Genomic DNA, 21,328 nt, shown 5'->3' with positions numbered 1-21,328 from the left:
GCAAATTTGGCGCTTGCCAAGAAAAAACCGGACCTAAGGTCCGGTTTTTTTGTGCCTGCACTGGCGCGATCAGGAACGGATCAGGTGGTCAAAGGCGCTGAGTGCGGCCTTGGCCCCCTCGCCTGCGGCGATCACGATCTGCTTGTAAGGCACGGTGGTGCAGTCACCCGCCGCGAACACGCCCGGCACATTGGTGTGGCCCTTGGCGTCCACTACGATCTCGCCAAACTTGGAGAGTTCCACCGTGCCCTTCAAGAACTCGGTGTTGGGCACCAAGCCGATTTGCACGAACACCCCGGCCAATTCGACATGGTGCTCGGTACCGGTGGCGCGGTCTTTGTAACGGATGCCGTTGACCTTGCTGCCGTCGCCAGTGATCTCAGTCGTCTGGGCGTTGGTGTGAACCGTCACGTTGGGCAGGCTGTGGAGCTTTTTCACCAGCACCGCGTCGGCCTTGAGTTGCTCGGCGAACTCGATCACGGTGACGTGCTCGACGATGCCCGCCAGGTCAATGGCAGCTTCAATACCGGAGTTGCCGCCGCCAATGACGGCCGTGCGCTTGCCCTTGAACAAGGGGCCGTCGCAATGCGGGCAGTAAGCCACACCTTTGTTCTTGTACTCGGCTTCGCCGGGCACATTCACGTTGCGCCAGCGAGCACCGGTCGACAAGATCACGGTTTTGGCTTTGAGGGTTGCGCCGTTTTCCATTTGAATGTGCACCAAACCATCGGCCCCTGCGGGCGTCAGTTTGTCGGCCCGTTGCAAGTTCATGATGTCCACGCCGTACTGGCGCACTTGGGCTTCCAAGGCAGCCGCAAATTTGGGTCCGTCGGTTTCCAGCACCGAGATGTAGTTTTCAATCGCCATGGTGTCGTTGGTTTGGCCGCCAAAGCGCTCTGCGGCTACACCCACTCGGATGCCTTTGCGGGCTGCGTACACGGCAGCGGCCGCACCTGCAGGGCCACCACCAACGATCAAAACTTCAAACGGGTCTTTGGCGTCCAGCTTGGCTGCGTCACGGGTGGCGGCACCGGTGTCCAGCTTGGCCACGATTTCTTCGACGCTCATACGGCCTGAACCGAACACTTGGCCGTTCAGGAAAACCATGGGCACGGCCATGATCTGGCGCTCTTCAACTTCTTTCTGGAAAGCACCGCCTTCGATGACCACCGTTTTGACCTTGGGGTTGAAGATGGCCATGAGCGACAAGGCCTGCACCACATCCGGGCAGTTGTGGCAGCTCAGGGACATGTAGACCTCGAAGCTGGAGTCGGCGTCCAAGCCTTTGATGGCATCGATCACTTCGGGCTCCACCTTGGGCGGGTGGCCGCCAGTCCACAGCAGTGCCAGCACCAAAGAGGTGAATTCGTGACCGAGTGGCAGGCCCGCGAAGCGCACGCCTTGGCTTTCACCCTCACGCACCACTTCAAAAGAAGGCTTGCGTGCGTCGTTGCCGGTGGTGTCCAGGCTCACTTTGTCAGACAAGCCCACAATGGTCTCGAGCAGTTCTTTCATCTCTGTGCCAGTTTCGCTGTCGTCCAAAGAGGCGACCAAGCGGATGGGCTGGCGCAGCAAGGCCAAGTACTGTTGCAATTGGGCTTTGAGGGTGTCGTCGAGCATGGTGTTCTCCTGTTTCAGGCTGCAAAAAACTCAAGTCCTCGCTTGTGGCGGGACCCAAATAAAGGGTTTTGGGGAATCGTTGAGGACAGCGCACACCCAGCTTGTGGCCTTGTTGCGCTGTGCTCAACGCCCTGCCAAGCAGGGCGAAGAAGTCAAGATTTAGATCTTGCCGACCAGGTCGATGGAAGGAGCCAAAGTCTTGGCGCCTTCTTTCCACTTGGCTGGGCAAACTTGGCCGGGGTTGGCGGCGGTGTACTGAGCGGCGGTCAGCTTGCGCAATGTCTCAGACACGTCACGGGCGATTTCATTGGAATGGACTTCCATCGTCTTGATCATGCCGTCTGGGTTGATCACGAAAGTGCCGCGCAAAGCCAGGCCGTCTTCTTCGATGTGCACGCCAAAAGCGCGGGTCAGCTTGTGTGTGGGGTCACCGATCAATGGGAACTTGGCTTTGCCCACAGCAGGCGAAGTCTCGTGCCAAACTTTGTGCGAGAAGTGGGTGTCGGTGGTGATGATGTAAACCTCAGCGCCGGCTTTTTGGAAAGCTGCATAGTTGTCAGCAGCGTCTTCGATTTCTGTAGGGCAATTGAAGGTGAACGCGGCGGGCATGAAGATGAACACGTTCCACTTGCCCTTGAGGGTCGCTTCGGTGATTTCAACAAACTTGCCGTTGTGGAAGGCTTGGTTTTTGAAAGGCTGAACTTGTGTGTTGATCAGGGACATGGTGTTTCCTTGGGTTGGTTTAAAAAAACTATCGAATGAGAAAACTCATTGGTAGCAATCATAAAACAAACTAGGGTTTTCACTCATGAGTAGTTCCTATCGTGTCGATAGGGAAAACCGTTCCAGCCCAACAGATCTGTCGTGACGTGTCGCCAAAGAACCCAAGGGATTTACCGACGGGCGAAACCCACAGCAGCAAGCAACCAAGCCAAGATCCAGGCCCCACCGCCCCAAGGAACGGCCGCCCTGAAGGTATCCATACCAAACACATACCGGGCGTAAAGGTTCAAACTGAACAGAAACAAACCCGCCAGCATGAGCCAGCCCGAGCTGATCAACCAACGCGAAGCACCTAAGCACGCGATGGACAAGCCCACCCCGACAAGTCCCAAAGCGTGGAAGTGCTGCTGGGTCAATGCCGTCTGCACCATGGCCGGCACCCCCGCCGAGAAAACAGGCAAATGGGCAAAAGCGGCACTGAACACCACACTGGCGCAGGCACTGACCGCCCCTGAAATCAAAAAAAGCTTGGCAATGATGGGCAAAGTGCCCTGAGACGGTGAAGTCATGTGGACCCAATTCGAGAAAGTACTGAAGCAATGAACAACTTGGATTGAAACACGTGTTTGTCTCCTTCCTTTGAATGAGGTGACACCAAGTCAATGCCCCCCGACTTGTTTTCCCCGGATAAGGGCCTCATCAGCTCGGGGCTCCCTCCGGCAACGGGGTGACCATGACAGATGTGCATAATTAACGTTGACGTAACGTCAATCAAATTCTGGAGCTGAACATGGACATTCAAGGCAAAGTTTTCATCGTCACCGGCGGCGCATCGGGCCTGGGCGAAGGCACGGCGCGCATGCTGGCGGCCAATGGCGCAAAAGTGGTCATTGCCGACATGCAAGCCGAAAAGGGCGAAGCCATCGCCAAAGAACTGGGCGGCGCCTTTGTTAAATGCGATGTGAGCAATGAAGCCGACGGCCAAGCTGTGGTGGCTCAAGCTGTGTCCATGGGTCGACTTTCTGGCCTCATCAACTGCGCGGGCATCGCCCCCGCCGAAAAAACGGTGGGCAAAAACGGTGCGCACAGCCTGGCCGTCTACACCAAGACCATCATGGTCAACTTGGTCGGCACCTTCAACATGATCCGCCTGGCGTCTGAGGCCATGTGCAAAAACGAGCCTGAATCCACCGGCGAGCGCGGCGTGCTGATCAGCACCGCCAGCGTTGCGGCCTACGATGGCCAGATTGGTCAGGCGGCTTATGCCGCATCCAAAGGCGGCGTGGTCGGCATGACACTGCCCATTGCCCGCGACCTGGCCCGCAACGGCATCCGCAACATGACGATTGCCCCCGGCATCTTCGGCACCCCTATGCTGTTTGGCATGCCCCAAGAAGTGCAAGACGCCCTGGCCGCGGGCGTGCCCTTCCCCAGCCGCTTGGGTACCCCGCAGGACTACGCCAAATTGGCCAAACACATCATCGAAAACGACATGCTCAACGGCGAAGTGATCCGACTGGACGGCGCGATCCGCTTGGCACCGAAGTGATTTGACCCACCGGCTCCAAAATGGGCCTGTGAATAGGCAATGGGGCTCAGCCTGCCATGCCCATCACAATCAAGGCGACCCATGCCCCCAAATAACTGAGCGTGAAAGCGATCACACCGGGTATGGCGGCCTGCCCCATCAGCCGTTCGGCCAACAAGCCCGCCAGTGGGATGAATTGCTGGGCATGAACCGCCAAAAAATGCGCGGGCCGCAGGTCTTGCCAAGTATGCCACCCCACCACCGGCCAGCCCACACCAGCAGGCGGCTGCTTGCCCCCCAGCATGAAGCCACTCACCGTGGACAGCACAAAAGTCAGTGCCAAGCCCAATAGCACAGCCAAAGTGGTGGGCGTGAGCACCGTTGACCCCAAGGCTTTCCAGATCACCCACGCCAGCCAGGCTTGGGATGCCACCAAACCCACTGCCGCCAACGCCATCAGCCCAAACATCATGGCCCGCAGCGGGTCCGTGGTGTTGTAGTGTGAGCCTTCGCCTTTGGCCGCTTGGACGGTGATGTAGACCACCTCAAACAAGGAAGTGACGATGATCAATGCCGCGATCCACGGAAAACTGGGGTCATGCCCCACCTGGCCAGGCACCAAGGTGCTCAACCACACCGTGGTCAAGGCAAACAGCGCCGTGCCTGCCATGAACTTCATGGGTTTGGCCCAGATGCCCACCTCGCGCAGCGTGCGCAGATCGAACCACGACAGGGCATAAGTTGGCAACAGCAAGGCCGCCATCACCAGCCCATAAACACACAAGGTTTTTTGCGCCGTACTCAGTCCGGGCCAGCCCAAAGCCGAATCGGCCAAGCGCGGCAATGCCTCTGAAAATGACATGACTTCCCCACTTGTTGACACCGTCAACAAGTGTCACTTAAACTGTTGACGCTGTCAACATAGACCCATGTCAAACGAAATATGGTGAAAAACATTCACGAGCTGGACCTGAAAGAAGCCTGCATTCAGGCGGCCCGAGAAGTGATTGCAGAAAAAGGCACAGAGGGCTTGAGCCTGCGCGATGTCGCCCGCAAACTGGGGGTTTCACACCAAGCCCCCTACCGGCACTACCCGAGTCGGGACCACTTGCTCGCGGCCATCATGCAGCGCTGCTTTGAGGATTTCGCCAACCATCTGGACCAGGCGTCCCAAGCGCACGTCACGGATGCGCTGCTGGGCATGAGCGAGGCCTACATGGGCTACGCCGCTCAGCATCCCCTTGAATACCGCCTGATGTTTGGCACACCATGGCCCGAACCAGCGGCCCATCCCGAACTGGTGCGCCATGCGGTGCATGCTTTTGACTTGTTGCGAAACCAGTTGCTGCAGCACTTGCAACAACGCGCCAGCGCCCCACAAAGCGACATGCTGGCCCTGTTGGCCCAAGCGGAGCTGCAAGCCCTCTTCATCTGGTCGGCCCTGCACGGCATGGCCAGCATCCAGCAGTCCAACGTCATGCAGCACCTGGTGCTCACGCCCGGCGTGCCAGGTCAGGCCGAACCCTATTTGATGGGCATGATGCACACCGCCCTGACCCAAGGCCCCACGCAAGCCCAGGCCAGCCCGGCCCCATCAGCACCCGCCAAGAAAACGATTGAACCGTCTTGACTGCCTGAACTGGATACAGTTTCAATTCAAGCGGTCCCATACCGACATCTAGCCCTTGCATGCGGCTGTTCACCCAAGAAAGAACCCATGAACACACACCTGCCTTTGAGCCTGACCCTGCTGGCATTGTTGAGCGCCTGCACAACACAACCACCCGCCAACGCCCTGCGCTACAGCGTGCCCGATCAAGCCATCCAGCCCGAAGCGGCCAGTGGCAACACGGCCAAACCCGGCTGGGCTTTCACGCGACAGGCGGTGGCAGCTGCCAACCCACTGGCCACCGACGCGGGCCACCAGGTCTTGCGTGCTGGCGGCTCGGCGCTCGATGCCGCCATTGCCGTGCAAATGGTGCTGGGCCTGGTGGAGCCGCAGTCCAGCGGCATTGGCGGCGGTGCGTTTTTGTTGCACTTTGATGGCCAAAAGGTCACGGCGCACGACGGGCGCGAAACCGCACCCGCAGGTGCCCGAGGCGACATGTTCATGGAGCAAGGCAAGCCGCTGCCGTTTCTAGAGGCGGTGCAAAGCGGCCATTCGGTGGGCGTACCCGGCGCGGTGCGCATGCTCGAAGCAGCACACCGCCAACACGGCCGCCTGCCTTGGGCGCAGTTGTTGGCGCCCGCCATCATGCTGGCCGAGCAAGGCTTTCGGGTCAGCCCCCGTTTGCACGCCTTGCTGCAAGCCGACGCGCTGCTCAAAAAAGACCCGCTGGCCCTGCGCTTTTTCTACCAAGCAGATGGCCAAGCCTGGCCCGTGGGCCATGTGCTGCGCAACCCTGAGTACGCGCATGTGCTGCGCCTGATCGCGGCCCAGGGCAGCCGCGCCCTACACGAAGGGCCGGTGGCGGCAGCCATGGTGGCCCGCACCGCACAAGCACCACGCCCCGGCACCCTGAGCCTGCAAGACCTGGCCAGCTACCAGCCCCGCATGCGCGAAGCCCTTTGTTTTGACCACACAGCGGCAGCGCGGGCTTACCGCATCTGCGGCTTTCCCCCACCGTCTTCGGGCCAGATCGCCATCGGTCAAATTTTGGGCATGCTGGGCAACACCCAGGCGCAAGGCCCAGAGCTGACCGCTGGCCTGCCCTCGCCCGACTTTTTGCACCGTTACATCGAGGCTTCGCGCCTGGCCTTTGCCGACCGAGCGCAATTTGTCGCCGACCCTGACTTTGTGCAAGCGCCTGCTGGTGACTGGCGCAGCCTGATGGCACCCGGCTACCTGCGCGAACGCAGCCAGCTGATCGGCAGCCAGGCCATGAAAGCGGCCACAGCAGGCCAGCCCGGTGGAAAAACCACCAGCTTTGCGCCCATGCCCACACAAACCGAATATGGCACCAGCCACATCAGCGTGGTCGATGCACAAGGCCGCGCCGTGGCCATGACCACCACCATCGAAGCCGCTTTTGGCGCACGCCGCATGGTCAGCACCAACCCGTCTCGCCCCGGCGGCTTTTTGCTCAACAACGAGCTGACCGATTTCAGCCTGGCCCCTGCCGACGCGCAGGGCCGCCCCATCGCCAACCGGGTCGAACCCGGCAAACGCCCGCGCTCGTCCATGTCGCCCACTTTGGTGTTCGACAAAACCACAGGCCAACTGCTCCTGAGCGGCGGCAGCCCAGGGGGCGCCGCCATCATCCACTACACCGCCAAGCTGCTCACCGGCACGCTGCATTGGGGACTGAACGCGCAGCAAGCGATTGACCTGCCCAACTTCGGCTCGCTGGGCGGCCCCACTTTGCTGGAAGCCCAACGCTTTGAGCGCAGAACCGTGGACACCCTCAAGGCGCGTGGCCACGAGGTGCGCGAAATGGAGATGACCAGCGGTCTGCAGGCCATCGAACGCACCCCCAGTGGGTGGTTTGGTGGAGCCGACCCACGGCGCGAGGGCTTGGTCAAGGGTGATTGAGAAAAGTCGCGAAAGCGACCTTGCCCAAGCCCGGCCTCAGGTTTGCCCTCTTGCCAGGTCACGCTGCTTCTATTGCAATGGGTGATCCCATTCCAACAGGAGATTTTTGTGAACACCCCAGACACCAGCCGCCGCTCATTTGTTCAGGCCACTGCCGCCGCAGCGGTCACGGTGGCCTTCCCCAGCTTGTCGCAAGCCCAGGCTTTTCCGGCCAAGCCCATCAAACTGATTTGCCCCTGGCCTGCAGGCGGCTCCTCCGATGCGGTGATGCGTGCCTTGGCCGAGAGCGCCACCAAGGCCCTGGGCGTTCAAGTGGTCATCGAAAACAAACCGGGCGCCAGCGGCATGCTGGGCCCCAACGAGCTGGTGCGTGCCCAGCCCGATGGCTACACCCTGTCGCAAATCACCATCGGCGTTGCGCGTTTGCCGCACATGCAAAAAATGCAGTTCGACCCGCTCAAAGACTTCACCTACATCGCCTGCCTCACGGGCTATACCTTTGGGGTGGTGGTGCGGTCCGACTCCCCCATCAAATCGATTGCGGATTTGGTGGCCTTTGCCAAAGCCAACCCGGGGAAATTCACCTACGGCTCCACAGGGAACGGCACCACGCCGCACCTGGCCTTTGCCGAATTCGCCAGTAAAGCCAAAATCGATGTCACCCATGTGCCCTTCAAAGGCAGCGCCGATGGCGTGCAAGCGGTGTTGGGCGGCCATGTCATGTCGCACAGCGACGCCACCGGTTGGGCCCCTCAGGTCGAGGCGGGCACCATGCGCCTGCTGGCCACCTATGGCAGCAAACGCACCAAGCGCTGGCCCAATGTGCCCACGCTCAACGAACTCGGTTTCGACACCGTGTCCGATTCGCCCTTTGGCATTGGCGGCCCCAAGGGCATGGACCCGGCCGTTGTCAAACGCCTGCACGACGCTTTCAAGAGCACGCTGCAAGACCCGGCCGTCATGGCCAGCTTTGACAAATACGACCAGTCGGTGATCTACATGGGCACGGAGGAATACACCAAATTCATCCGCGACACCTTCCAGTCCGAAAAAGCGACCATCGAACGATTGGGTCTGGCCATGAAAACCTGACACGCCCCAGCACCATGACAAAAGGCAGCCGAGGCTGCCTTTTGTTTTGCATCTCTGCAGAGGCCCGAAAGCCCTCTGCAAATCACAACCGATCAGTAAGCCTGACCCAGCTGACCCAAGATGGCAGGGTTCTCCAGGGTGGAGATGTCTTGGGTGATCTCTTCGCCTTTGGCCAGCGAACGCAACAGGCGGCGCATGATCTTGCCGGAACGGGTCTTGGGCAGGTTTTCGCCAAAACGGATGTCTTTGGGCTTGGCGATCGGACCGATCTCTTTGGCGATGTGGTCGCGCAATTGCTTGGCAATGGCCTTGCCTTCGTCGGTGTTGGGCAAAGAGCGCTTGAGCACCACGAAGGCGCAAATGGCCTCACCCGTGGTGTCGTCAGGACGGCCCACCACGGCGGCTTCGGCCACCAGCTCGGTGCAGCTGACCAGCGCCGATTCGATTTCCATGGTGCCCATGCGGTGACCGGAGACGTTCAGCACGTCGTCGATGCGGCCGGTGATGGTGAAGTAACCGGTCTTCTCGTCACGGATCGCGCCGTCGCCCGCCAAGTAGTACTTGCCCTTGAAGTCCTCAGGGTAGTAGCTCTTCTTGAAGCGCTCGGGGTCGCCCCAGATGTTGCGGATCATGGAAGGCCATGGGCGCTTGACCACCAAAATGCCGCCTTGGCCGTTGGGCATGTCTTTGCCAGTCTCGTCCACGATAGCCGCTTGGATGCCTGGGAAAGGCAGCGTGCAAGAGCCGGGCACCATGGGCGTGACGCCAGGCAGTGGGGTGATCATGTGGCCACCGGTTTCGGTCTGCCAGAAGGTGTCGACGATGGGGCAATTGCCGCCACCGACGTGCTGGTGGTACCACTCCCAAGCGGCGGGGTTGATGGGCTCGCCGACCGAGCCCAGCAAGCGCAGGCTGCTCAAGTTGTAGCTCTTGGGGTGCACCGCGTCGTTGGCTTCAGCGGCTTTGATGAGCGAGCGGATGGCGGTGGGCGCGGTGTAGAAGATCGTGGCTTTGTGGTCTTGGATCATCTTCCAGAAGCGGCCAGCATCCGGGTAAGTGGGCACGCCCTCGAACACGATTTCGGTACCGCCCAGAGCCAAGGGGCCATAGGTGATGTAGGTGTGGCCTGTGACCCAGCCGATGTCGGCGGTACACCAGAACACGTCGTCAGCCTTCAAATCGAAGGTCCACTTGGTGGTCAATGCCGCGTGGAGCAAATAGCCGCCCGTACTGTGTTGAACGCCTTTGGGTTTGCCAGTGGAGCCAGAGGTGTAGAGCAAGAACAGGGGGTGCTCGGCACCCACCCACTCGGGCTCGCAGGTGGTGGCTTGGCCGTCAGCCAGCTCGGCCATCCACTGGTCACGGCCTGCTGTCATGGCGATGTCGGCGCCGGAGCGCTTGACGACCAACACATTCTTGATCGAGCCGCAGCCGCCCAAATTGATGGCTTCGTCCACGATGGATTTGAGGGGCAGCAGCTTGCCGCCGCGCACTTGGTTGTCAGCGGTGATCACCGCCACAGCGCCCGTGTCTTCAATGCGGTCGCGCAGTGACTGGGCCGAGAAACCACCGAACACCACCGAGTGGGTCGCGCCAATCCGGGCGCAAGCTTGCATGGCCGCCACGCCTTCGATGGACATGGAGATGTAGATGACCACGCGGTCACCTTTTTTGATGCCCAGGCTCTTCAAGGCGTTGGCGTACTGGCAGGTCTTGGCCAGCAGCTGGTTGTAAGTGACCTTGGTCACTTCGCCGCCGTCGGCTTCAAAAATGATGGCGGTCTTGTCGCCCAGGCCTTTTTCGACGTTGCGGTCGAGGCAGTTGTAGGACGCGTTCAAAGTGCCGTCTTCGAACCATTTGAAGAAAGGCGCATTGGACTCGTCGAGCACCTTGGTGAATGGGGTCTTCCAGGTGATCAGCTCTTTGGCCAAACGGCCCCAGAAACCCTGGTAATCGGTTTCTGCCTCTTTGCACAGGGCTTCATAGGCGGCCATACCGGAGACATTGGCGTTCTTAACGAAGTCTGCGCTGGGTTGGTAAAGGTTGGAACTCATCAGATTTGTCTCCTCTAGGACATGGGCGTTTTCAAAACTGGTGCAAATGTCGGCTTTCGCTCTTACAAAGCACTGACTGACATCAGACTTGCACGGACATGGGCTGGAATGGCACTTCTACCGCCTAAAATCTTGTCTCGCCCCAAGGCCAGGCCTTTAAGCAACATTCAGGAAAACCATGTCCCCCAAGCAGCCCGCCCCAAAAGGCAAATTGAGCCCCTTGAACAGCTTTATTTTTGCCAGCCGTTGGCTGCAATTGCCCCTTTATTTGGGCCTCATCGCCGCTCAGGCTGTGTACGTTTTTCACTTCTGGGTGGAATTGGTGCACCTCTTAGAAGCTGCCTTTGGCAGCCAAACCGCCCTGCAGGCCCTGATCACCAGCATCGGATACAAAACCGACGCGCCCATCACCTCGTTGAACGAAACCGTGATCATGCTGGTCGTTTTGGCCCTGATCGATGTGGTCATGATCTCCAACTTGCTGATCATGGTCATCGTGGGTGGTTACGAAACTTTTGTCTCACGCCTCAATCTTGAGGGCCACCCCGACCAACCCGAATGGCTGGACCATGTCAACGCCTCGGTGCTCAAGGTCAAACTGGGCACGGCCATCATCGGCATCAGCTCCATCCACCTGCTCAAGACCTTCATCAACGCCGCCAACTACGATGAAAAAGTGCTGATGTGGCAAACCATCATCCACATGGCTTTCTTGCTCAGCGCGATTGCCATTGCCTATGCAGACCGCCTGATGTCGCACCACGACAAGGCCCATTGAGCGCCTAAGATCGCCTGACAACGAACCGTTTTTGATTTTTCCTGGACTCCACCACCATGACCACTCTGATCAAACAAGACGACCTGATCGAATCCGTCGCCGCCGCCCTGCAGTACATCAGCTACTACCATCCAGCCGACTTCATCTCGCACCTGGCCAGCGCTTACGCGCGTGAGCAAAGCCCTGCCGCCAAGGATGCGATTGCGCAAATCCTGACCAACAGCAAGATGAGCGCCATCGGCCACCGCCCAATTTGCCAGGACACCGGCATCGTCAACGTCTTCCTTGAAGTCGGTATGGACGTGAAATTTGATGGTTTCACGGGCAGCCTGGAAGACGCCATCAACGAAGGCGTGCGCCGGGGTTACAACCAATCGGACAACATGCTGCGTGCGTCGGTGGTTTCTGATCCGCACTTCAACCGCAAAAACACCAAAGACAACACACCTGCCGTGATCTTCACCAAGATCGTGCCCGGCCACCATGTGCATGTGACCGTGGCGGCCAAAGGTGGCGGCAGCGAGAACAAGTCCAAGATGATCATGCTCAACCCCGGCGACAGCATCGTCGACTGGGTGCTCAAAACCGTGCCCACCATGGGCGCGGGCTGGTGCCCGCCCGGCATGTTGGGCATCGGCATTGGAGGCACCGCCGAAAAAGCAGTCTTGTTGGCCAAAGAAAGCCTGATGGACGACCTGGACATGTATCAGTTGCTCGAAAAATCAAGCCAAGGCGAGAAGCTCGACCAAGTCGAAGAGATGCGCTTGGAGCTCTACCACAAGGTCAACGCCCTGGGCATTGGCGCTCAAGGCTTGGGCGGCCTGACCACCGTGCTGGACGTGAAGATCAAGATGTACCCCACCCACGCGGCCTCCAAGCCCGTGGCCATGATCCCCAACTGCGCAGCCACCCGCCATGCGCACTTTGTGCTCGACGGTTCTGGCCCCACTTATTTGGAAGCGCCTTCGCTCGACCTCTGGCCCAACGTGGGCTGGACGGCAGACACCGAGAAAAGCCAGCGCGTGGACCTGAACACCTTGACACCCGAGCAGGTTGCCGCCTGGAAACCCGGGCAAACGCTCTTGCTCAACGGCAAAATGCTCACAGGCCGTGATGCGGCGCACAAGCGCATCCAAGACATGCTGGCCAAGGGCGAGAAACTTCCGGTGGACTTCACCAACCGCGTCATTTATTACGTGGGCCCTGTGGACCCGGTCGGCGACGAGGCCGTCGGCCCTGCCGGCCCCACCACGGCCACCCGCATGGACGGCTTCACCGAAATGATGCTGGCCAATACCGGCCTGATCGCCATGATTGGCAAGGCCGAGCGCGGCCCCGTCGCCATCGAAGCCATCAAGAAGCACAAGAGTGCCTACCTGATGGCCGTGGGCGGCGCGGCTTACCTTGTGTCCAAAGCCATCAAGCACGCCCAAGTGGTGGGCTTTGCCGACATGGGCATGGAAGCCATTTACGAATTCGACGTGGTGGACATGCCTGTGACGGTGGCAGTGGATGCAGGCGGCACCAGTGCCCACATCACCGGCCCGGCCGAGTGGCAAAAACGCATCGCCACGGGTGAGTTCAAAGGCATTGGCGTCAGCGCAGGCTGAGCATGCACACGCCCATCGGCGTTTTTGACAGTGGCATCGGGGGCCTGAGCGTGCTGCAGGCCTTGCAAAAAGAGCTGCCGCACGAACACTTTGTGTACTTGGCCGACAACGCCCACGCGCCCTACGGCGAAAAAAGCGAAGCGTTTGTCAGCCAGCGCACCCATGCGGCCGCCGAGTATTTGCTGGCACGTCATCAGATCAAAGCCTTGGTGGTGGCCTGCAATACAGCCACTGCAGCAGCCATCCATGAACTGCGCTTGCAGCACCCATCCCTGCCCGTCGTGGGTTTAGAACCTGCGCTCAAGCCAGCTCTGGCGCTCAGCCACACCCGCCGCATCGGGGTGATAGCAACGCGCGGCACAGTGAGTAGCGAGAAATTTGCACGCCTGTTGGCCAGCGTGAAACATGAAGCGCAGTTTGAGGTGCAAGCCTGCAATGGCTTGGCCTTGGCCATTGAACAATGCGCCCTGCCCGATCAGGCTGTGGCCGCGCAAGCGCAGATTGCGCAGTTGGTGCAGACCTATACCCACGCCATGGGCCCATTTGGATCAGCACCGGGAGAAATCGACACCTTGGTTTTGGGCTGCACCCACTATGTGTTTGTCGAACAGGTTTTGCGACAGTTGTTGGGGCCACAAGTGCAACTGGTCTCGACCGGAGAACCCGTGGCGCGTCAAACACACCGCTTGCTGGCTGCCGCCGAACTGTTGAACCCAGAAATGACCAATGAGATTGCACAGCCCATTCGCTTGTTAACCACCGGCGACTTGCAGGGGCTGCAAGCGGCTGCCCAGCGCTGGTTGAGCTTGCCACCCGAAGTCTGCCATGCAGTGCCTGCGTCGCTTACCCTTGGTTGATCAGTCGGATGATTGCGCTGCCAAACGACCGCGCTCCACGTCCACCGGCAGCAAGAGCACCCAACCCAGGATGAACAACAGCGAGGTGGAGCCAATTGCCAAACGCTGGTTGCCATCGCTCAGCCAAGTGATCAGTCCGTAGGTGAGCGGGCCCAAGATGCTCGCCAAGCGAATGGCAAATGTCCACAAGCCAAAAAACTCACCCAGACGCTGTGGGGGCACCATCAACGCCGCCATGGCACGGCCTGAAGATTGGCTCGATCCCATGCAAAAACCGGCAATGGCTGCCGCCCACCAGAACATGTCCTTGCTGCTGGACACAGCAGCGATGATGCAAGTCGCCACCCAACCCCACAAGGTCAAAGACAAAGTCAGCTTGTGCCCGAAACGGTCTTGCAAATGACCGAGTAAGAATGCGCCAACAAAAGCAGCGATGTTCAATACAAAGATCAGCACCATGGTCTCCTGGGGCTGAAAGCCGATCACCTGCTCGGCATAAATGGCCGCCAGCGTGATGGCCACGGCCACGCCTCCTTGGTAGGTCACAGTGCACGCCAGCAGACGCAAGAAATCGGGGTAAGGCTTGGCATCACGCAAGGTTTGTCGCAGGCCACGCAAACTTTGCAAAAAAGTGCGGGCGGGTAAATTGGGTTGAGCGACCGAGTGCTCTTTCAAAAGAGCGAAAGTCACCAGCGCCGCTGCACCGTAGATCACAGCCGTGATCAGCATGGTCACGGGCACAAACTGGCTGCCTGTTTCGCCGCGAGCCTGGGCGGACAACACATAGGCCAGGCAAATACCCAAGGTGAGCATGCCGCCGATGTAGCCCAAAGACCAGCCCCAGCCACTGACACGGCCCATGGCTTCGGGTTTCGCCAACTCCGGCAGAAAAGACGCAGTGAGCGACTCGCCGTACGAAAAGAAAGTGTTGGATACCACCAAGATGCACAGGGCCAAAGCGACCTGCCCCGGTCCGACGAAAGCCAAGGCGGCTGTGCTGAGGACACACCCTGCCGTGACCCACATGAGCATGCGTTTTTTACCCGCCACACGGTCAGCGCGGGCGCCCAAGCCGGGCATGGTCAACATCACGATCAGGTAAGACACACTCAAACCGGATGTCCAAGCCAAGGTGGCCCAATCGGCTCCGCCTGCCAAGCCACCCACAAAATAGGCTGCGAACACGGCCGTGATGACCACTGTCGTATAGCCCGAGTTGGCAAAGTCATACATGGCCCAACCAAAGACCTCGCGCTTTCGAACGCCGGGATTGAGGGCTGCGCGAGAGATCAAATTGGCCATGGGGGAAAATTTTCAGTGAAGGTGTCGGGGTCGGCGTCCACCGCCATGGCCGCTGCTGCCGCCATTCCCGCCTGAACCCCGGGGGGGCTTGCCCAGTTCCAATGAGCTGACGAGGTTGTCAAAGCGCTGGCTAAACAGCTTGTCGATTTCAGCGACAACACCCGACAACTCGGAGCCATCAAAATGGCGCTCCATCATGTTCACAACATCGTGAATCAAGAGGTCACGCTGCGCCTGCATGATGGCACCAGGATCAGGCCCCACAAACAGCATGACAAAATCGTCGCGTGATTCGTTACCGCTGGCTTCGTCTTCGTCGTCAAATTCGGTGTCGTAAAAGGTAACTTCAATCTGTGCACCTGCAGCCGACAAATCATTGATGTTCATGCACAGGTCTTCCATGACCATGCGGAAATCATCGTCGCCACGGACAGTCCAGCACATCTGCAAACGGCTCAGATCGCTGTCAAAACGAATGCCTGGTTCTTCTTCGTAGAGGCTCGAGGAACCATCGCTCAAATTGCGAGCGCCAGCGTAACGCCAAAGGGGTTTGAGTGCTTCCTGAATGGATTTGATGTCCGTACCAGGTTTGATGGGCACATCACCATGCACATGAATTTCAAGCGGTGCGTTGTCGTTTTTCATGATGGTGTTTCCACAGATTGGTGCCCCGAACCGGAATCGAACCGGTACGCCCGCTATGAACGAAGCAACGGATTTTAAGTCCGGTGTGTCTACCAGTTTCACCACCGGGGCAGAGCTCTTATTGTGCCTTGATTCAACGGTGTTTTGACCTCAATCCATCTGCAAATTGAGCATGGCCAAAGCATACAGAGCAACCACGGTCAAATAGGCGGCCGACCACACCATGGTGCGCCACTTGGCCTTGTCGCTGACATAGCAAAACACATAGGCCACGCGCATGACCACGAAAAACACAGATGCGGCATCCACGATGCTGGGGTCGACCCCAGTCAGCAAGGCCAAGATGACGCCCACCGCAAAGAAGGGGAAAGCCTCAAAACAGTTGGCCTGAGCGGCGTTGGCCCTGGCCCGAAAGCCTGTCTGACGAGCCAACCAAGCTCGCGGATCGCTGTTGTCATAGCCTTTGAACCCCGATTTGGCAATGCCCGCACACACCACAGGCATGAGACCTGCCACCAACAAAGCACCGTAAGAAATCAGCATTCACAGCTCCTAGATTTTCCAGCCTTCGCGCAATGGGCCAGCATCAACACAAAAAAAAGCCACTGAGATCATCAGTGGCCATTCACTGGCTCGGCGCATGACCGAGCGCATGGGGATCAACCGCCTTTTTTGGAGCGCTTGCCTGGGTTCTTCTTGCTGCGGGTGGCCACACCACGCTCAAGACTCACGCGCTGACCGCGGCCGGCTGTGCGCAGGGTCACGCCTGGCAATGCGGGCAAAGGTGGGGTGAATTTACGATCTGCTTCGGTAACGATTTTGTTGCCCATCTACGGCTCCAGATAAATAATGCAAAGCGATATTAGGCCACAAGAATGGGCTGTTTTGACAGGGCAAAGCGCCAAGTTGATCAGCAGTTGATTCAAATGGCACGCGATGAAGGCGATAAACTGCCGATATGGACTTCACCACCTGGCTGATCGTGGCCTATTTCGCCATGCTGGCGATCAACCTGCGCAAACGCTGGGGCGTCATCGACGGTCCTTGGCTGTTTTTCTTTCGGGCTTTTTTCCCGAACTGGAAGTTCTACCATGGCATCCAACTGTCGCCCAGACTGTATGTTCGGGGTCAATCCGACACCGCCAATTGGACCGATTGGCAGTTGATTTACCCCCGATTGACCCGCAAAGCACTTCACCTTTTTCACAACCCTGACGTGAATTTGGCTTTGGCACACCAAAACCTGGTGGACCACTTGGCCAACGACATCAACGACATGGCGGACGGGGAAGACATCCGGGACCGCGTGACCTACCAACTGGTCGAGCAACTGGCCAGGCAAGCCATCTCAGGGGCATGCTGGGGCGATCAGGCCATGCTGCCCCATCCACTCAAGTCCAATCTGTCCGCCTTCCAGTTTCAAGTACGCATGGAGATGCCCGATGCCCAAAACAGTCAATTGATGCTGCAATCCCCGGTGGTAGATCGATGACCTTGACTTGGGCTATTCGTGCCTTTGAAATTCTGCTCGGCTGGAGTTTGCTTGTTCAAACCCTGGAGTACCTTCGCCTGCCATCGCTGGACAAGCTCACCCGATGGCCCACCTTGCTTCAAGAAATTCCGGCTCGTCCCGCGTGGCTCAAAGCCTTGCTCAATCAATTGTTCCAAACCAAAACTTACACGGCTTGGCTGTGCTTGCGGGGTGTTTTGGCGATGGGGCTGATGCTGGGGCAAGTCGGCTTGGTGGGTGCCGCATTGTTGTTTGTGATGGCGCTGCTGCTGCTTTTGCGCTGGCGAGGGGCCTTCAACGGGGGCAGTGACTTCATGACCCTGGTTGGCATCTCAGGCTTGCTGCTGTCGCACCTGGTGGGCTCATTCACCGACACGACTTTGGGCTGGCAGGCTGGCTTTTGGTACATCAGTCTGCAAACCGTCAGCTCTTACTTTGTGTCGGGGTGGGTCAAGCTCCTGCGCCCCGAATGGCGCTCAGGTCGCGCGCTGCCCATGTTTCTGGACACGGGGGTGTACGGTCCACTGCCCAGCCGCAGCATTTTCCGGAACCGCTGGGTCGCATGGGTGTGTTCATGGTCGTTCACACTTTGGGAGGGGCTCTTCCCTTTGGCTCTGCTCGATCTTCGACTGGCCATGATTTGGTGCGCTGGCGCCGCCCTCTTCCACTTTCTGGTTTTTTGGTTTCTAGGACTCAACCGATTTTTCTGGGCCTGGGTCAGCAGTTTTCCTGCCGTGCTGTATTGCGCCAGCATGACCCCTTATGTCCTGAAAGGCTGACGGGTTGGCGACTGGCAACTTATTTCTGCAACGTTAGGATGGGGTTTTGATTGTCAGGTTCTGATCATGACCCAGCTCACACTCGAAGCATTCACCGCCCAATCCTTGGATGAGGGCTTTGACGAAATCATCGTCCGTGAGTGGGATGCCCACTTGAAACTGGAAATGCACACCCACCCCTTTGATGTCAGCGCCCATGTCGTTCTTGGCGAGTATTGGCTGACGGTGGGCGAAAAGGTGCAACACCTGAAAGCGGGCGACGATTTCCGGTTAGCTCGCAACATCCCCCACGCCGAGTTGTACGGCCCAGAAGGGGCCACTGTGTGGGTGGCTCGGGCCAACTGATCAAACGCCGAAGTAGTGTGAGATCAAAAAAATACCCCTGAGGCATGAACCGCAGGGGTATTTGTTTGGAGGCGCGACCCAGAGTCGAACTGGGCTAGACGGATTTGCAATCCGTTGCATAACCGCTTTGCTATCGCGCCAAAACCGTTGATGACTGACAAAAAAGGGAAGCTGCTGCTTCCCATTTTTCTGAAAAACAAACTGTTTTTCACATGTTTGGAGCGGGAAACGAGATTCGAACTCGCGACCTCAACCTTGGCAAGGTTGCGCTCTACCAACTGAGCTATTCCCGCAAACTGGAAAAATCACATGAAAGAGTTTGGTGCCTCTTTCAAAATCTGGAGCGGGAAACGAGATTCGAACTCGCGACCTCAACCTTGGCAAGGTTGCGCTCTACCAACTGAGCTATTCCCGCGTATTTCACAAAACTCAGCATTCTATGCTTTGTTTTATGGAATGCCCAAATTGTAATGCAATTTCAGGGGGGCTTTGAACTCCCTCCGAAAATTTTGCATCAATGTTTCACCGCCTCAGGCTTGGCCGTCGCTGTCGCCGCGGACAAAGCGGCGGCAGCCACCTCTTCGTCACTCAAGGGCGTAGGCTTGGCCTCCAAAGCCACATCCAAAACCTGGTCGATCCATTTGACAGGGACAATTTCCAAACCGTTTTTGACATTCTCGGGAATATCCTGCAGGTCTTTGACGTTGTCTTCAGGAATCAACACGGTTTTGATACCACCACGCAGAGCCGCCAGCAGCTTTTCTTTCAAGCCACCGATGGCTGTGACTTCGCCGCGCAGCGTGATCTCACCCGTCATGGCCACATCGGCTCGGACAGGTATACCCGTCATGGCCGAGACCATGGCCGTGGTCATGGCCGCGCCTGCGCTCGGACCGTCTTTGGGGGTTGCGCCATCGGGCACGTGGATGTGCAGGTCTTTCTTTTCAAAGACCTCGTCCTTGATGCCCAAAAGTCGAGAGCGGCTGCGCACCACGGTGCGGGCAGCTTCAACAGACTCTTTCATCACATCGCCCAAGGAGCCCGTGCGGGTGATGACACCCTTACCAGGCATGAGAGCGGCTTCGATGGTCAGCAAATCGCCGCCCACTTCCGTCCACGCCAGACCGACGACCTGGCCCACTTGGTTTTTCTGCTCCGCACGGCCGTAGGTGTACTTGCGAACACCCAAAAAGTCATTCAAGTTATCGGCGTTCACCACCACTTGCGGGGTCATCTGCTTGAGCAGCAAGGCCTTGACCACCTTGCGGCAGATCTTGCCCAGTTCACGCTCAAGCGACCGCACACCGGCTTCACGGGTGTAGTAACGCACCACGTCGCGCACGGCAGCTTCCGTCACTTGCAGCTCGGTGTCTTTGACGCCGTTGTTGGTCATTTGCTTGGGCAGCAAATACTTCATGGCGATGCTGGTTTTCTCATCTTCCGTGTAACCGGACAAACGGATCACTTCCATCCGGTCCAACAAGGCCGATGGGATGTTCATCGAGTTGGAGGTCGCCACGAACATCACATCGCTCAGGTCAAAGTCCACCTCGACGTAATGGTCACCGAAGGTGTGGTTTTGCTCGGGATCCAACACTTCGAGCAATGCGCTCGAAGGATCACCCCGAAAATCCGTGCCCAACTTGTCGATTTCGTCCAGCAAGAACAAGGGGTTCTTGGTGCCTACTTTGTTGAGGTTCTGAAGCACTTTGCCAGGCAAAGCGCCGATGTAGGTGCGGCGGTGACCACGAATTTCGGCCTCATCACGCATACCACCGAGCGCCATGCGCACGTATTTCCGACCCGTGGCCTTGGCAATCGACTGTCCCAGCGAGGTCTTGCCCACGCCCGGTGGGCCGACCAAGCACAAAATCGGTGCTTTGACTTTGTCCACGCGTTGTTGAACTGCGAGGTATTCCAAAATGCGGTCTTTGACTTTGTCCAAACCAAAGTGGTCTTGGTTCAAAACATCTTCAGCATTGGCCAAGTCGTGCTTGAGCTTGGTCTTTTTGCCCCAAGGCAGACCAATCAACACATCCAGGTAATTGCGTACCACAGAGGCTTCGGCCGACATGGGCGACATGAGCTTGAGCTTTTTCAGCTCCCCTTCGGCCTTTTTGCGGGCCTCAGCCGACATCTTGGCAGCCTTGATCTTCTTTTCAAGCTCCTCAATGTCGGCGCCCTCTTCGCCATCACCCAGTTCTTTTTGGATGGCTTTGACCTGCTCGTTCAGGTAGAAGTCGCGCTGGTTCTTTTCCATCTGGCGCTTGACGCGACCACGGATGCGTTTGTCCACATTTAGGATGTCAACCTCATGCTCCAACTGGGCAAACAGGTTTTCCAGACGTGACTTGATGTTGGCCAGATCCAAGACCTGTTGCTTGTTTTCCAGCTTGAGCGGCAAGTGGGCCGCAATCGTGTCGGCCAAACGACCGGGGTCGTCGATGCTGGAAATAGAGGTCAGAATTTCGGGCGGAATTTTCTTGTTGAGTTTGACGTACTGATCAAACTGCTGCATCACGGCGCGGCGCAGCGCTTCGATTTCGCTGCTGTCATCGGACAACTCGGACACAGGGTCCACTGGGGTCACGGAAGCCACAAAATGTGCCTCGCCATCCACGATGGACTTGACCAAGGCGCGTTGCTGGCCTTCCACCAAGACCTTCACCGTGCCGTCGGGCAGTTTCAGCATCTGCAAAATGGTCGAAACACAACCCACGTCAAACATGTCGTCGACAGCAGGTTCGTCTTTGGCTGCGGTTTTCTGAGCCACCAGCATGATGCGGCGCTCGGCAGCCATGGCCGACTCGAGGGCTTTGATGCTTTTCGGGCGCCCGACAAACAAAGGAATCACCATGTGGGGGAACACCACCACATCGCGCAGAGGCAACATGGGCAGTTCAATCAAGGTGGGCGGCAAAGGTGTGTGTCCAGACATGGTGTGTCCCTCGTG

Annotated in this window: 20 protein-coding genes and 4 tRNA genes; 10 read left to right on the top strand and 14 right to left on the bottom strand. The window is 58.2% G+C overall.

The features are described from left to right. Window positions 1–69 precede the first annotated feature (69 nt). From ahpF to SWE17_RS00205, 3 genes are all read right to left on the bottom strand, one after another. Window positions 70–1,620, bottom strand: a complete 1,551-nt coding sequence (ahpF, locus tag SWE17_RS00215; RefSeq protein ID WP_322991130.1) for an alkyl hydroperoxide reductase subunit F — start codon at window positions 1,618–1,620, stop codon at window positions 70–72. Window positions 1,621–1,779: 159 nt separating this feature from the next. Then, a complete protein-coding gene (gene ahpC, locus SWE17_RS00210) occupies window positions 1,780–2,343 on the bottom strand; it encodes an alkyl hydroperoxide reductase subunit C (RefSeq protein WP_100118979.1) in 564 nt (187 codons plus the stop codon). A 170-nt stretch (window positions 2,344–2,513) separates the two neighbouring features. Continuing rightward, window positions 2,514–2,912, bottom strand: coding sequence for a DUF423 domain-containing protein (locus SWE17_RS00205; RefSeq protein ID WP_322991129.1), 399 nt, complete (start codon window positions 2,910–2,912; stop codon window positions 2,514–2,516). Window positions 2,913–3,133: 221 nt separating this feature from the next. Here SWE17_RS00205 and SWE17_RS00200 point away from each other — a divergent pair, with 221 nt between their 5' ends. Continuing rightward, entirely contained in the window at window positions 3,134–3,892 is a 759-nt protein-coding gene (locus SWE17_RS00200) for a 3-hydroxyacyl-CoA dehydrogenase (RefSeq protein ID WP_322991128.1), read from the top strand. Between the two features lie 46 nt (window positions 3,893–3,938). Here the strand turns inward: SWE17_RS00200 and SWE17_RS00195 are convergent, their stop codons facing one another. After that, the gene (locus SWE17_RS00195; protein WP_322991127.1) at window positions 3,939–4,733 is read right to left on the bottom strand and encodes a hypothetical protein; all 795 of its coding nucleotides are present in this window, start codon (window positions 4,731–4,733) and stop codon (window positions 3,939–3,941) included. 84 nt (window positions 4,734–4,817) lie between these two features. Between SWE17_RS00195 and SWE17_RS00190 the strand changes: the two genes are divergently transcribed. From SWE17_RS00190 to SWE17_RS00180, 3 genes are all read left to right on the top strand, one after another. Then, window positions 4,818–5,501: a TetR/AcrR family transcriptional regulator gene (locus SWE17_RS00190; RefSeq protein ID WP_322991126.1), complete on the top strand. Its 684-nt coding sequence runs from the start codon at window positions 4,818–4,820 to the stop codon at window positions 5,499–5,501. Window positions 5,502–5,588: 87 nt separating this feature from the next. Further along, window positions 5,589–7,403: a gamma-glutamyltransferase family protein gene (locus tag SWE17_RS00185; RefSeq protein ID WP_322991125.1), complete on the top strand. Its 1,815-nt coding sequence runs from the start codon at window positions 5,589–5,591 to the stop codon at window positions 7,401–7,403. A 108-nt stretch (window positions 7,404–7,511) separates the two neighbouring features. Beyond that, window positions 7,512–8,495 carry a tripartite tricarboxylate transporter substrate binding protein gene (locus tag SWE17_RS00180; protein WP_322991124.1) on the top strand — a complete coding sequence of 328 codons (984 nt, stop codon included), beginning with the start codon at window positions 7,512–7,514 and terminating at the stop codon, window positions 8,493–8,495. Window positions 8,496–8,587: 92 nt separating this feature from the next. Here the strand turns inward: SWE17_RS00180 and acs are convergent, their stop codons facing one another. Beyond that, on the bottom strand, window positions 8,588–10,549 hold the full coding sequence (acs, locus tag SWE17_RS00175) for an acetate--CoA ligase (protein ID WP_322991123.1): 1,962 nt from the start codon (window positions 10,547–10,549) through the stop codon (window positions 8,588–8,590). 178 nt (window positions 10,550–10,727) lie between these two features. Here acs and SWE17_RS00170 point away from each other — a divergent pair, with 178 nt between their 5' ends. Genes SWE17_RS00170 through murI form a run of 3 tightly spaced genes read left to right on the top strand, consistent with a single transcriptional unit; the run spans window position 10,728 to window position 13,794 of the window. Continuing rightward, a complete protein-coding gene (locus SWE17_RS00170) occupies window positions 10,728–11,327 on the top strand; it encodes a TIGR00645 family protein (protein WP_100118973.1) in 600 nt (199 codons plus the stop codon). 56 nt (window positions 11,328–11,383) lie between these two features. After that, window positions 11,384–12,937, top strand: a complete 1,554-nt coding sequence (locus tag SWE17_RS00165; protein WP_322991122.1) for a fumarate hydratase — start codon at window positions 11,384–11,386, stop codon at window positions 12,935–12,937. 2 nt (window positions 12,938–12,939) lie between these two features. Further along, entirely contained in the window at window positions 12,940–13,794 is an 855-nt protein-coding gene (murI, locus tag SWE17_RS00160; RefSeq protein WP_322991121.1) for a glutamate racemase, read from the top strand. Here murI and SWE17_RS00155 read toward each other — a convergent pair whose 3' ends face one another. The 5 genes from SWE17_RS00155 to SWE17_RS00135 form a co-directional block, all read right to left on the bottom strand. Beyond that, complete coding sequence (locus SWE17_RS00155; protein ID WP_322991120.1) at window positions 13,795–15,096, bottom strand: MFS transporter; 1,302 nt, start codon at window positions 15,094–15,096, stop codon at window positions 13,795–13,797. A gap of 12 nt (window positions 15,097–15,108) precedes the next feature. Beyond that, entirely contained in the window at window positions 15,109–15,741 is a 633-nt protein-coding gene (locus SWE17_RS00150; RefSeq protein WP_322991119.1) for a DUF6806 family protein, read from the bottom strand. Window positions 15,742–15,759: 18 nt separating this feature from the next. After that, a tRNA-Leu gene (locus tag SWE17_RS00145) sits at window positions 15,760–15,852 on the bottom strand. A 39-nt stretch (window positions 15,853–15,891) separates the two neighbouring features. Then, a complete protein-coding gene (locus SWE17_RS00140) occupies window positions 15,892–16,284 on the bottom strand; it encodes an MAPEG family protein (RefSeq protein ID WP_322991118.1) in 393 nt (130 codons plus the stop codon). A gap of 116 nt (window positions 16,285–16,400) precedes the next feature. After that, the gene (locus SWE17_RS00135; protein ID WP_199172540.1) at window positions 16,401–16,571 is read right to left on the bottom strand and encodes a hypothetical protein; all 171 of its coding nucleotides are present in this window, start codon (window positions 16,569–16,571) and stop codon (window positions 16,401–16,403) included. Between the two features lie 128 nt (window positions 16,572–16,699). Here SWE17_RS00135 and SWE17_RS00130 point away from each other — a divergent pair, with 128 nt between their 5' ends. From SWE17_RS00130 to SWE17_RS00120, 3 genes are all read left to right on the top strand, one after another. Next, a complete protein-coding gene (locus SWE17_RS00130; RefSeq protein ID WP_322991117.1) occupies window positions 16,700–17,233 on the top strand; it encodes a hypothetical protein in 534 nt (177 codons plus the stop codon). Beyond that, window positions 17,230–18,030: a hypothetical protein gene (locus SWE17_RS00125; RefSeq protein ID WP_322991116.1), complete on the top strand. Its 801-nt coding sequence runs from the start codon at window positions 17,230–17,232 to the stop codon at window positions 18,028–18,030. Before SWE17_RS00130 ends, SWE17_RS00125 begins: the two co-directional genes overlap by 4 nt. Window positions 18,031–18,096: 66 nt before the next feature. Continuing rightward, window positions 18,097–18,375, top strand: a complete 279-nt coding sequence (locus SWE17_RS00120; protein WP_322991115.1) for an AraC family transcriptional regulator — start codon at window positions 18,097–18,099, stop codon at window positions 18,373–18,375. Between the two features lie 66 nt (window positions 18,376–18,441). Here the strand turns inward: SWE17_RS00120 and SWE17_RS00115 are convergent. The 4 genes from SWE17_RS00115 to lon form a co-directional block, all read right to left on the bottom strand. Beyond that, window positions 18,442–18,515, bottom strand: a tRNA-Cys gene (locus SWE17_RS00115). Window positions 18,516–18,592: 77 nt separating this feature from the next. Next, a tRNA-Gly gene (locus SWE17_RS00110) sits at window positions 18,593–18,668 on the bottom strand. Between the two features lie 46 nt (window positions 18,669–18,714). Then, window positions 18,715–18,790 (bottom strand) — tRNA-Gly (locus SWE17_RS00105). 99 nt (window positions 18,791–18,889) lie between these two features. After that, complete coding sequence (lon, locus tag SWE17_RS00100) at window positions 18,890–21,313, bottom strand: endopeptidase La (protein WP_322991114.1); 2,424 nt, start codon at window positions 21,311–21,313, stop codon at window positions 18,890–18,892. Window positions 21,314–21,328: the final 15 nt, after the last annotated feature.

Source organism: Limnohabitans sp., assembly GCF_034680285.1.
Taxonomy (GTDB): Bacteria; Pseudomonadota; Gammaproteobacteria; order Burkholderiales; family Burkholderiaceae_C; genus Limnohabitans_A.
This window is presented reverse-complemented; position numbering and strand designations above follow the sequence as displayed.

Excerpts from the sequence above, each read along its gene's own strand:
- ahpF (WP_322991130.1), bottom strand. The coding sequence starts at position 1,620 with ATGCTCGACGACACCCTCAAAGCCCAATTGCAACAGTACTTGGCCTTG.
- ahpC (WP_100118979.1), bottom strand. The coding sequence starts at position 2,343 with ATGTCCCTGATCAACACACAAGTTCAGCCTTTCAAAAACCAAGCCTTC.
- SWE17_RS00205 (WP_322991129.1), bottom strand. The coding sequence starts at position 2,912 with ATGACTTCACCGTCTCAGGGCACTTTGCCCATCATTGCCAAGCTTTTT.
- SWE17_RS00200 (WP_322991128.1), top strand. The coding sequence starts at position 3,134 with ATGGACATTCAAGGCAAAGTTTTCATCGTCACCGGCGGCGCATCGGGC.
- SWE17_RS00195 (WP_322991127.1), bottom strand. The coding sequence starts at position 4,733 with ATGTCATTTTCAGAGGCATTGCCGCGCTTGGCCGATTCGGCTTTGGGC.
- SWE17_RS00185 (WP_322991125.1), top strand. The coding sequence starts at position 5,589 with ATGAACACACACCTGCCTTTGAGCCTGACCCTGCTGGCATTGTTGAGC.
- acs (WP_322991123.1), bottom strand. The coding sequence starts at position 10,549 with ATGAGTTCCAACCTTTACCAACCCAGCGCAGACTTCGTTAAGAACGCC.
- SWE17_RS00170 (WP_100118973.1), top strand. The coding sequence starts at position 10,728 with ATGTCCCCCAAGCAGCCCGCCCCAAAAGGCAAATTGAGCCCCTTGAAC.
- SWE17_RS00165 (WP_322991122.1), top strand. The coding sequence starts at position 11,384 with ATGACCACTCTGATCAAACAAGACGACCTGATCGAATCCGTCGCCGCC.
- murI (WP_322991121.1), top strand. The coding sequence starts at position 12,940 with ATGCACACGCCCATCGGCGTTTTTGACAGTGGCATCGGGGGCCTGAGC.
- SWE17_RS00155 (WP_322991120.1), bottom strand. The coding sequence starts at position 15,096 with ATGGCCAATTTGATCTCTCGCGCAGCCCTCAATCCCGGCGTTCGAAAG.
- SWE17_RS00150 (WP_322991119.1), bottom strand. The coding sequence starts at position 15,741 with ATGAAAAACGACAACGCACCGCTTGAAATTCATGTGCATGGTGATGTG.
- SWE17_RS00140 (WP_322991118.1), bottom strand. The coding sequence starts at position 16,284 with ATGCTGATTTCTTACGGTGCTTTGTTGGTGGCAGGTCTCATGCCTGTG.
- SWE17_RS00135 (WP_199172540.1), bottom strand. The coding sequence starts at position 16,571 with ATGGGCAACAAAATCGTTACCGAAGCAGATCGTAAATTCACCCCACCT.
- SWE17_RS00130 (WP_322991117.1), top strand. The coding sequence starts at position 16,700 with ATGGACTTCACCACCTGGCTGATCGTGGCCTATTTCGCCATGCTGGCG.
- SWE17_RS00125 (WP_322991116.1), top strand. The coding sequence starts at position 17,230 with ATGACCTTGACTTGGGCTATTCGTGCCTTTGAAATTCTGCTCGGCTGG.
- SWE17_RS00120 (WP_322991115.1), top strand. The coding sequence starts at position 18,097 with ATGACCCAGCTCACACTCGAAGCATTCACCGCCCAATCCTTGGATGAG.
- lon (WP_322991114.1), bottom strand. The coding sequence starts at position 21,313 with ATGTCTGGACACACACCTTTGCCGCCCACCTTGATTGAACTGCCCATG.